The 9,129-nt window shown below is 50.2% G+C and carries 8 protein-coding genes; 4 read left to right on the forward strand and 4 right to left on the reverse strand.

Annotated elements, in window-relative coordinates:
* The 4 genes from B3D59_RS09190 to B3D59_RS09205 form a co-directional block, all read left to right on the forward strand.
* Positions 1 to 713 (forward strand): DVU0298 family protein (locus tag B3D59_RS09190; RefSeq protein ID WP_349676883.1); only part of this gene is annotated, 713 nt, incomplete at its 5' end.
* A gap of 48 nt (positions 714 to 761) precedes the next feature.
* Positions 762 to 992 (forward strand): hypothetical protein, encoded by a 231-nt coding sequence (locus B3D59_RS09195; protein ID WP_286819186.1) that lies wholly within the window; start codon positions 762 to 764, stop codon positions 990 to 992.
* Complete coding sequence (locus B3D59_RS09200) at positions 992 to 1,189, forward strand: ferredoxin (RefSeq protein WP_004074428.1); 198 nt, start codon at positions 992 to 994, stop codon at positions 1,187 to 1,189. The genes B3D59_RS09195 and B3D59_RS09200 overlap by 1 nt, the downstream gene beginning before the upstream one ends.
* A 222-nt stretch (positions 1,190 to 1,411) precedes the next feature.
* Positions 1,412 to 2,797, forward strand: coding sequence for a sigma-54 interaction domain-containing protein (locus B3D59_RS09205; RefSeq protein ID WP_286819188.1), 1,386 nt, complete (start codon positions 1,412 to 1,414; stop codon positions 2,795 to 2,797).
* A gap of 90 nt (positions 2,798 to 2,887) precedes the next feature.
* Here B3D59_RS09205 and B3D59_RS09210 read toward each other — a convergent pair whose 3' ends face one another.
* The 4 genes from B3D59_RS09210 to B3D59_RS09225 all read right to left on the reverse strand — a co-directional run bounded on the left by B3D59_RS09210 (position 2,888) and on the right by B3D59_RS09225 (position 9,026).
* Complete coding sequence (locus B3D59_RS09210; RefSeq protein WP_286819190.1) at positions 2,888 to 3,562, reverse strand: CPBP family intramembrane glutamic endopeptidase; 675 nt, start codon at positions 3,560 to 3,562, stop codon at positions 2,888 to 2,890.
* A 100-nt stretch (positions 3,563 to 3,662) separates the two neighbouring features.
* The gene (locus B3D59_RS09215; protein WP_286819192.1) at positions 3,663 to 6,923 is read right to left on the reverse strand and encodes an efflux RND transporter permease subunit; all 3,261 of its coding nucleotides are present in this window, start codon (positions 6,921 to 6,923) and stop codon (positions 3,663 to 3,665) included.
* Between the two features lie 20 nt (positions 6,924 to 6,943).
* Positions 6,944 to 7,960: an efflux RND transporter periplasmic adaptor subunit gene (locus tag B3D59_RS09220; RefSeq protein WP_286819193.1), complete on the reverse strand. Its 1,017-nt coding sequence runs from the start codon at positions 7,958 to 7,960 to the stop codon at positions 6,944 to 6,946.
* Between the two features lie 22 nt (positions 7,961 to 7,982).
* On the reverse strand, positions 7,983 to 9,026 hold the full coding sequence (locus B3D59_RS09225) for a TolC family protein (RefSeq protein ID WP_286819195.1): 1,044 nt from the start codon (positions 9,024 to 9,026) through the stop codon (positions 7,983 to 7,985).
* Positions 9,027 to 9,129: the final 103 nt, after the last annotated feature.

Consider the following 9,129-nt stretch of genomic DNA (forward strand, 5'->3'; position numbering starts at 1 on the left):
GAAAGAGAACAGCCATGAAACCATACGGCAGAAAAATAAAAAAACAGGTAGGCGAAATTCTTGCCCTTGGCAATCGCAGCCAGGCCCTAAACAGGCTGGCCCAGATTCCGGATGCCCAGCTCATCGGACATTTGTTCTCTTATTTTTACAACAAGGAGGAACTGATTAAGTTCCGCAGCGTAACCGCCATGGGGGAGCTTGCCGCAAGGATTGCGGATAATTCCATGGAAAAAGCCAGAATAGTTATGAGACGAATCATGTGGAATTTGAACGATGAATCCGGCGGCATCGGCTGGGGGTCCCCCGAGGCCATGGGAGAAATTTTAAGCAAAAGTCCGCCCCTGGCCCGGGAATTTAAATGCATCCTTTTTTCCTATCTGGATGACAAAGGCAACCATATAGAACATGAAATGCTCCAGCGCGGGGTTTTGTGGGGAATTGGCACATATCTTGGGACAGCACCCCAAAATATTACCGATATCGCCAGGGAACAGCTCCAGGCACATCTGTCCTCTACAGATCCGATAAAGCGTGCATATGCCCTAAGGGCACTGTCCAATGCCCGCGTTTTGGAATATATGCTTGTGCCCGATTTTATCCAGGCAGACAAAACAACCATTGATATTTACACAGGGTGGGATTTTACGGCTACCCGGATATCGGATATGGTTCATGCCTGCACCCCGGAACATGTTGTGGCAGGCAATGAATAATTACCAATTTTATTTACCCTGGTGTGAAACGATTAAAGAGAATTTGCCATGCTGAAAAAAAAATGTGACATAAACATCGAACGCACCATTGAACTGGCCTATGAAATGATAGAACTGGCACAGACCGGATATGAACACCATGAAGACCCCCACTGCGGTATACTTTATGGAATTTTGCTGGATACAGGGTACAAGATTCTTGATCTTGCACAAAAAGAGAAACAGGCCCATATTCTAAAAGGCTGGTGGCTTGAATCCATTGACAAAGGAATAATTTGATGAAAATACAAAAAAAACCGGTAATTGATCTTGGCTGCTGCAACCAGTGCGAGGTCTGTATTGATCTGGCGCCCCACGCTTTTAAAATGATTGATGCAGGTTATGTGGATGTACTACCCCTTGACAGCTATGAGGATGACGAAGATATTCTTGAAGCTGTGAAAAACTGCCCCCAAGACTGTATTTCCTGGGAATAATTCCTTAAAAAAAGTTCCCCTTCAGCCCCAGGGACTTGGAAAAATAGATGATATATTTTTTCCCAGTCCCTTACCGTTCGGACATTCATTCGGTAGCGCCCATTTTTTCTTTTTACAGATGCAAAAAAACATTGCGCATGATACACAAATGTGCCATTAAAAAGACCGTTTCAAGAACAGCCTGGTATCGATTACTAAAAGCGCGTTGCCTGGAAATCAAAAATGGAAAAGTTTACACATTCTCTGCTGGATTTGCACAATCTCAACCTCGTGGTGGACAATCTCAAACTTGGTGTCATGGCACATACCACCGAGCGTATCATCACTGTTTTTAATAAAGAAGCAGAAAAAATTACCGGATATAGTAAAAAAGAGGTCCTGGGTAAAGACTGTCACGATGTTTTCCAGGCACCGTTCTGCGGTTCCAAATGCTCTTTTTGCGATGATTCCCCGAAACTTTCCGCCGGAACCAAGGAGTACCCGGTTACCATAGTCACAAAAACAGGGGAGACCCGTCATCTGGAAATGACCGTTTACTGCATCCCGGACCATGACGGCGAAATCCAGGGAGTTGTGGCCTCGTTCCGGGATATGACCGATTCCATACGTCTGTCCCTGAAAGCCGAAGATCTTTCCAATTTTGCCGGCATCATCGGCAAGGACAAAGCCATGCATGACATTTTCCGGCAAATCCGGGATGTGGCGTTGTATAACTACCCGGTTCACGTATCCGGTGAAACCGGCACCGGTAAAGAACGGGTGGCCTATGCTATTCATGACATCTCATCCTACGGCAACGGCAGTTTCGTTCCGGTCAACTGCGGGGCCATCCCCGAAGGTATTGTGGAAAGCGAGCTGTTCGGCCATGTTAAAGGCGCATTCTCAGGGGCGGTCAAGGAACGTAAAGGTCGCTTTGAACTGGCCCATAAAGGCACCCTGTTCCTGGATGAAGTGGCGGAACTGCCCTTGAAAACCCAAGTAAAACTTCTACGGTTCCTCCAGGAGGGATCATTTGAAAAAGTAGGTGGAGAAAAAAATATCAGCGTGGATGTGAGAATCATTTCAGCCACCAACAAAGATCTGGCAGAAGAGGTCCGGGCCGGGGGGTTCAGGGAAGACCTTTATTACCGGCTCAACGTCATTCCCATCCACCTGCCGCCCCTGCGGGAAAGAAAGAACGATATCCCGCTTTTAGCCGAACATTTCCTGCGGGAGGCTGAAAAAGAAACTAAAAAGTCCGTGCCGGAACTCGCCCCTGACACCATTCGAGAGATGATGGACTACCACTGGCCCGGCAATGTCAGGGAATTAAAAAATGTGATCCAGTTTTCCGTGGTCCGGGCCCGGGGCAACGTTATTTTACCCACGGATCTTCCCTTTTTTGCATCCAACAGACAACCCATGCGGCCTCTCTTATCAAATGAGTCCTCAGAGTCTGGTGCGCAATTTACCCGGGGCAAGCTCAATCAGGAAAATGTCCAAGCCGCCCTGGTCAAAACCGGCGGCAACAAATCCAAGGCTGCCCGTGTGCTGGGCGTGGGCAGGGCAACCCTGTACCGCTTTTTAGTTGACCATCCTGCGATTAAATCATTTTCAGACACGTTCTAAGTTATTTCGGATGATTGAATTTCAAGATTGGGGAAACGCATCACAAAATATTTTTATGACGCGTTTCTCCGGAACATATCAAAGGGGGATTTAAATCAGGCCAAGAACGATGCCCAGAGCTCCCAGAAAGGAGTGGGAAAGGGCAACCCCCCAGATATTGGGTCGTTTTATAAATATTGTCCCCCATATCAGTCCGCTGATAAACGCAATGACAAGTATCTGCGGGTGTCTGTAAATAACGTGCAAAAAACAAAATGACAGGGTGGATATCCATAAAAACATGCGGTTGCTGCCGCTTTTAATCCGTTTCGTCTCTGTAAACAGAATGCCTCTGAAAATGATTTCCTGAACAGGTCCCAGAAAAAAGATATAAATCAGGTAAGTATGCGAAAAATAATAATTATGGTTTTTTGGTATTAACAATCCGGCTTTGTATGAGATATAAAGCGCCATACCTCCGATGGCACAAAACAGAAGATTCAGTGCCATGGCGCTTTTAAGGGTATCGATTCGAAAACCCAGTTCTTCCAGACGGTAACGCCTGTGAAAACAGAAATAAGCCAGCCCGGCCAAGGCGAAGAATAAAGCATAAAACCGGTGTTCAAATGGGATGATTTTCAACCAAATCAACGCCACAGGCGCATAGCAGATAAAAAGCAGAGACAACAATGGCTTGAACTGTCCAATAAAACGGCCACGGATATTGAATCCTGTTGTCAACTCCGGAATGGAAAATGAATTTAAAGTTGCTTGCTTTCGCTCCATTTGAGGCTCTAATTCTTTTATTTTTGAATTGTCTGAATAAAATTGACAAGTTAAGGAATATTAACACAAATCTAATACAAACAAAACAATTTTTCATTTTCTAAGCCATATCCGTGTTGCCTGCGGGTTTCTTCTGGGCCATATAATACAGCACCGGCACCGCCATCCTGGAAATCAGCAGGGAGGCAATCTCACCAAACATCAATGAAATGGCCAGGCCCTGGAAAATCGGGTCTGCCAGGATCACCGAAGCGCCCACAACAACCGCCATGGCCGTCAGGAGCATGGGCCGGAACCGGATGGCACCGGCTTCCACCACGGCCTCTGCCAGGGGCAGACCATGACTTCGGCGCAGTTCAATAAAATCCACCAGAATAATGGAATTTCTCACCACAATCCCTGCGCCGGCCATGAATCCGATCATTGAAGTCGCGGTAAAAAATGCCCCCAGGGCCCAATGGGCGGGCAGAATGCCGATCAAAGAGAACGGAATCGCCGCCATCACCACCACCGGCGTTACATAGCTTTTAAACCAGCCCACCATGAGCATATAAATGAGTATCATTACCACGCAAAATGCCAGGCCCAGGTCCCGGAACACCTCCAGGGTGATATGCCACTCTCCGTCCCATTTAATGGAGGGCTCGGACTCATTGAAGGGCTGCTTTAAATTATAGATGGTGACATGGTCCAGGCTTCCGCCAAAATCCTTGCCTGACAGCTGCTCAACGGCTTTATTCATCTCAAGTATAGGGTACAGCGGACTCTCCGCAGCGCCGGCAACATCGCCTGTCAGGTAAATCACCGGCTTCAGATTCTTCCGGTAGATAGGCTGATCCACGGGTGCCCGGCTCAAGGTCACAAGCTCTCGCAAGGGCGTCAGGGCCGAAGCAGGATTGCGCGGATTGCGCAGCCCGATGTTCAGAATAGAATCAATCCGGGCGCGTTCGGCTTTGGGCAGCTGAAATACGATATCTATTTCTTCCTTGTCCCGGGGCTGGTGGAACAAATCTACAGACAATCCGGAAAGCCCCATATTCACAGCCCGGGTGATGTCGCCTTCACTGATGCCGTTCAGCGCCGCTTTTTCCTTGTCCACCGTGATAATGGTCTTTTCGCGATCATTCTCACGGTACCAGTCGATATCCACCACACCATCCGTCCGGGTAAAAATTTGTTTAACCTTTTTGGCCAAAGCCAGGCGAGAGGCATGGTTGGGGCCGTAAACCTCGGCAACCAGGGTCTGAAGGACCGGCGGGCCCGGAGGAACTTCGGCAACCGCAATGGTGGCCCCGTATTTTTCAGCGATAACCGCCAAAGCCGGACGTACGTTTTTGGCAATGTCATGGCTTTGCCGGTCGCGATCATGTTTGGGTGCCAGGTTGACCTGAATATCTGCCACACTGGGACCCGAACGCATAAAATAATGCCGGACCAGGCCGTTAAAATTGTACGGAGAGGCCGTACCTGCATAGATCTGATAATCAGTGACATCCGGTTCCTGTTTGATGACCTGGGCCATCTCCATGGCCACCCGGGTGGTCTGCTCCAGGGTACCGCCTTCAGGCATATCCAAAATTATTTGAAATTCCGATTTATTATCAAAAGGCAACATCTTTACCTTAACCAGACCCAACACAACCAGGGCACAGGACCCCAACAGCATGGCAATGATGATACAGAAAAACAAGATACGCCAGCCGCCCTGGGAGAGCAACGGATCCATGATATGATGATAAAACCGGGTAAACGGATCATCCGGGGCATGGTCGGGATCATGGCCTTTTTCCACGGCCGTCATATCCCCGGATACGACTGCCTGTTTGCGCTTTAAAATATGGGTGGCAGCCCAGGGGGTGATAGTGAACGCGATAATCAGGGAAAAGACCATGGCAGCGGATGCCCCCACCGGGATGGGACGCATGTACGGGCCCATGAGTCCGCCCACAAAGGCCATGGGTAAAATCGCGGCAATAACGGCCCATGTGGCCAGAATGGTTGGATTGCCCACCTCGCTTACCGCAATGATGGCAATCTCCTTAAAGGAACGGGACCGGTTCTCGGGAAGCCGCATGTGTCTGACAATATTTTCCACGACCACAATGGCGTCGTCCACCAGAATGCCGATGGAAAAAATCAGGGCAAACAGTGTGATCCGGTTCAGGGTGTAGCCGTATAAATAGAAAAGCAGCAGGGTCAAAGCCAAGGTGGAGGGAATGGCCAGCATGACGATCAAGGACTCCCGCCATCCCAGGAAAATCAGAATGAGCAGGGCCACCCCAAACACGGCAATGCCCATATGTAAAAGCAGTTCATTGGATTTTTCAGCCGCGGTCTCTCCATAATCCCGGGTGACGGTGACCTCCACATCGCCGGGGATCAGACTGTCTTTAAGCTGATCCAGCTTGGTCAAAACCTGTTCCACCACATCAACGGCATTGGCGCCGGGCCGCTTGGCCACGGAAAGGGTCACGGCCGCTTCGGGATCGTGGCGATCTTTGCTCCCGAACAACACATAAGATTGCGGTTCTTCGGGCCCATCAATAATTTTTGCCACCTGGTGCAGGTATACAGGATTGCCGCTGTAGACACCGATCACGATATTGCCGATATCTTCTGCTGACGCAAGGAAAGTGCCGGTCTGGATGAGTAGTTCCCGGTTATTGGCCTGGGTGACACCCGAAATTGCCTGGCGGTTTGCCTGGGTGAGATGATCAATCAGATCAAAAGGTGTCATATTCCGGGCTGCCAGCTGCAAGGGATCAAACAGAACACGCACCTGGCGGCGGGTGCCCCCGATCAGTTTGGTTTCAGAGACTTCAAAGATGGATTTCACCTCATCATCCACCTGGGCGGCCAGCCTCCGCAGCATAAAATGGTCATAGGTTTTGGAATGAAAGGTCAACGCAAGAATCGGCACATCATCAATGGTGTGAGGTTTAATCATGGGCATGGAGACGCCATGGGGGATCCGGTCAAAATTGGTTTGCAGCTTCTGGTTGAGCCGGACAATGGAGGTTTCCAAATCCTGGCCCACATAGAAGCGAACCACCAGCATACTTTTGCCCGACATGGAGGTGGAGTAAATATACTCCACACCGGGCAGTTCATAGAGCAGCTTTTCCATGGGGATGCTCAGGCGCTGTTCCACCTCTTTGGCGCCGGCTCCGGGCATGGCAACCATGACATCAATCATGGGCACTTTAATCTGGGGTTCCTCTTCCCTGGGCAGCATCGTTATGGCCATGACCCCGAGCAGAAGCGAGGCAACGATACCGATCAGTGTCAGTTTGGATTCAACAAAGGTCGCGGCTAACCGGCCGGCAAACCCCTGGTGTTCGGGAGAGTGTTGTTGGTTCATAGGATTTCTCTATTCTATTTTTATGGACTTTTTATGGGCTGTCCGTCCACGAGATGCGCATTGTTTTGACAAATAACCGTTTCACCGGAATTGAGACCTGCGACAATCTCCGTCAGGCCATCCTGGTGCATGCCGGTTCGCACCAGACGAAGGTGGGCTTTGTTATCTGCAGCCACAAAGACCCGTTCCATCTGCCCCCGGAGCAACACGGTACCGTCGGGCACAAATAAAGACGTCTTGATCTGTCCGGGCAGTTTGACCCGGGCAAACTGCCCGGTGCGCAATTTCTCGTTATATGAAAGATCTATGGTGATCGGTGCTGTCCGGGAGGCAGGATCAGCCGAAGGCGCCACTTCCGCCACCTTGCCGTTCATGGTCAGTCCGGCCGTGGGGATAGTGACCGTAAGCGTCTGTCCCGGCCGGATCTGAAACACCAGGCTTTCGGGTACGGCACAAGCCACCTGCAGCTTCTGATCATTTTCCATACGCAGCAGCATCGTGCCGGGTGTCGCCAGCTCTCCGGCATTTACATTTTTCTGTGTAATCACACCTGAAAAAGGTGCGGTGATGGTGGCATAACCGAGCATGGTCCGGACTTCCTGCACAGCTGCATTGGCTACCGCGTAGTTATCCTGCATGGATTTGACGGTTTCCGCTGTGGTCGCATGTTTTTGTAAAAGTGTTTGTTCACGCAAAAGGTTGCGCTCGGCCTGCTTGAACCGGGCCTGGGCCTGATTGAGCTGAGCTGCGATCTCCCGGGCACTGATGTTAACCAGCAGATCGCCTGTGTTTACCCGGGAGCCCACGACCACCGGCACGTCGGTCACGACCCCGGTCACTTTGGCCGCAATGGCCGCACGTTCAACAGCCTGCAGGGTCCCCACGACCTCAACAAGGGTGGGCACGGTCTGTTCAATTACTATAGATGTCCGCACCACCGCAACAGGCAGCGCAGGGGAGACCTCCTGTGCATGGGCACCAAGCCCCGGCACCAGGATCATCATCAAAACAAACATAAAGTGTGTACGAATTTGCATTGTGATAACCATTGCCTTATTATTATTGTTCAGTATATTGAAGTAATCCGCAAGCCCGCCTTAAATTGGCAACCGCGATGCGCTGTTCAGCATTGGCCAGTGCCTGGCGTACCTGTGCTTCAGTCAGCCGGTTTTCCGTATCAATCAGTTCGGAAGAAAGTACAAGGCCGACGTTAAATCGTTCCCGGAAAAGGCGGGCGGACTCCTGGGCAGAGACCACCATTTTTTCGGTCACCCGGCACCGTTTGTACGTCTGATCAAGAGTCAAAACAGCCTGCCGAATTTCCAACCCATAGGCCAGTTCCATTTTTCGAAGTTCATCCTTTGCCTGGGCCAATGCAATGTCAGCCTGTTGAACCCTGGCGTCTGTCTGTTTGCCGTCAAACAGCGTCATATTGACGCGGATTCCGGCCATCCACGAATCGCCGGAGCCGCTGCCCATCTCAAAGCCCTTGTCTGCCTGATAGGACCCAAAAGCATCGGCTGTGGGGTAATATCCACTTTTGGCCTGGCGAAGTCCGGCCTGCCTTGCCTGAATCAGAAAGTGCATGGCCTTGATTTCCGACCTGCCTTTAAAATCAGGCTGAGTCGGCACCGTTTGCAAAGGGGTCTGGACAAGATTGATGTTCACCTGCTCTCCGGTCAGTCCCAACACATTCAAAAAACCTTGTTTTGAAAGGACAAGACCATGCTGTGCCTGAATCAAATCTTCGCCGGCAAGGGACTGTTGTACCTCCAGATTCAACAGCTCCTGTTTAAGCATGTCTCCCGCCTCAAACCGGGCCCTGGCCACCGCTATTGAGGCATCAATGGCCTGAACCGCGGCTTGTCTTGCACTGACATGTTCCCTGGCCTGAACAATGTTAAAAAATGATCTTACCACTGCAAAGCCAAGGCTGTTTTTAACGGCTTCTTCCTGGAGCATGGCCGCTTTTTCCCGGGCATTGGCTGCATCCACGACGGCCTGGTTTCGACCGCCGTTGTAAATCCGGTAAGTCAACTGAAGCATAAACTGAAGATCGTCGGTTTCGCCGGGGGCGTTAAAATCAATACTGTTGGAAAACACTCAATGCCGTTGACTTAAGAAATCCTTTTTCAATTCAATCGTAACATGCTAATATGTATGTCAATTTTATTGTAAACACATCAACAAAAAAAGGAGTGAAAAT

The organism is Desulfobacter sp. UBA2225 (genome assembly GCF_002348205.1).
Lineage (GTDB): Bacteria > Desulfobacterota > Desulfobacteria > Desulfobacterales > Desulfobacteraceae > Desulfobacter > Desulfobacter postgatei.